This window comes from Polynucleobacter sp. 35-46-11 (genome assembly GCF_002281105.1).
Window position 1 is genome coordinate 1 of record NZ_NCFJ01000485.1, and the last position, 1878, is coordinate 1878.

Genomic DNA, 1878 nt, shown 5'->3' on the forward strand with positions numbered 1-1878 from the left:
GGAGAGAGCTAAGGCAATCTTGGCCTCATCTCAGGATTTGGTGGAATATGCGGATGCAGCTGGCAAGCCGATGTCTGGAACCATTCGCCTTGGCGTGATTCCGACTATCGCACCATTCCTATTGCCAAATGTATTGCCAGATATTCGGGAGCATTACCCCAATCTAAAAATTGCCTTGCGCGAAGACTTAAGCGCTAATCTCTTAGCGCGTCTAGTGGATCACCAACTGGATTTTGCATTAATTGCATTGCCATATGACACGGCCGGTCTATTAGTAAAAGAGCTGTTTGTCGATGAATTTTGGGTGGTAGCCAGAGCAGACGATCCAGCTCTTAAAGGCAAGGACATTCACCTACCCGCAAAAATGGCTGAACGCTTATTGCTGCTGGAGGAGGGGCACTGTCTTCGCGATCACACTATGCAAGCCTGTAAGCGCTCTGATATTCGGAATGCAGATGGTGTGGAGGCAACGAGTCTGCTCACTTTGTTGCAAATGGTGGAGTCTGGCATGGGCATTGCACTGCTGCCTGAGATGGCGGTCAAGGGAGGGCTCTTAAATGGCACGACATTGCTTGCTCGACCACTAGCTCCGCCCGCTCCTAAGAGGGTGATCGCGCTTGTGGCTCGAGCTTCTACTGCACATCTTGAAGAGTTCCAGGCGCTCGCTGAAAGTATTGAAGCTAGATTTAAGTCTAGCCCAAGAATTAGTCGTGGCAGTCGCAAGAGTTTTCAAAGAGTCTAGCGAGGTGTCTGCAGGACTATGCTATCCCTGCTAAAGTTGCCCCATTAATAAATGTATCTAATTTAAAAGAAAGTAGTTCATGTCTGGAAAAGAAATCATGTTTACCCCCGTCAAACTTGGCGCCATTGAATTGAAAAATCGCTTGGTGATGGCTCCACTTACCAGAATGCGCGCTATCGAAGGGGATGTGCCAAGCCCTTTAGCAAAAACATACTATGCACAAAGAGCAAGTGCTGGCCTGATCATCAGTGAAGCAACGCAAATTTCTGCTATCGGCAAGGGCTATCCAGGAACCCCTGGAATTTATTCCGCCGAGCAAACAGCTGCTTGGAAAGAGATTGTGAGTGCGGTACATGCTAAGGATGGCAAGATGGTTGCTCAACTATGGCATGTGGGCCGTATTTCTCATTCCTCATTGCATCCTGAGCAGGGTATGCCTGAGGCTCCATCTGCTATTGCCCCCGCAGGCCAAACTTACGGCGCTGACTGGAAGTTACACGATTACGAAACTCCGAAGGCAATGACGACTGCGGATATTGCTCGCCTATTAAAAGATTTTGAATTGGCTGCTGCCAATGCCAAAGCGGCAGGTTTTGATGGTGTAGAAATTCATGCTGCCAATGGTTATTTATTGGATCAGTTTTTACAAGATAAAACCAATCAACGTACTGACGAGTATGGTGGCTCAATTGAAAATCGTATTCGTCTTCTAGGCGAAGTGATTGAATCGGTTGCTAAAGTCTTTTCAAATGATCGTATTGGCGTGCGTTTATCACCTTACGGCAGCTTTAATGACATTGCTGATAGCGATCCGATTGCCTTATTCAACGCAGTGATTCAAAAGCTCAATGGCTATCACTTGTCCTATGTCCATATGATTGAGCCGCGATCTACTACTGCTGGCGGTAATGATCAGGTGAACTCTGAGGCACCCATTACTTCAGAGATATTCCGAGCTGCATATCAGGGTCAATTCATTAGTGCCGGTGGATATGATCAAGCCATGGGTGAGGCCGTTTTAGAGGCTGGCTTGGCAGACGCTGTAGCTTATGGTCGTTTGTATATTGCTAATCCGGACTTAGCAGAGCGTTTCCAGAAGGGTGCAACCCTGAATCCCTATAACCGTGCAACGTTTT

2 protein-coding genes are annotated in these 1878 nt (G+C 47.5%); both read left to right on the forward strand.

All coding sequences use genetic code 11. The features are described from left to right. The coding region (locus B7Y67_RS16680; protein WP_293599588.1) for a LysR substrate-binding domain-containing protein at window positions 1-742 on the forward strand (742 nt) is incomplete at its 5' end. 79 nt (window positions 743-821) lie between these two features. Next, a partial coding sequence (locus tag B7Y67_RS16685; RefSeq protein WP_293599589.1) for an alkene reductase occupies window positions 822-1878 on the forward strand: 1057 nt, incomplete at its 3' end.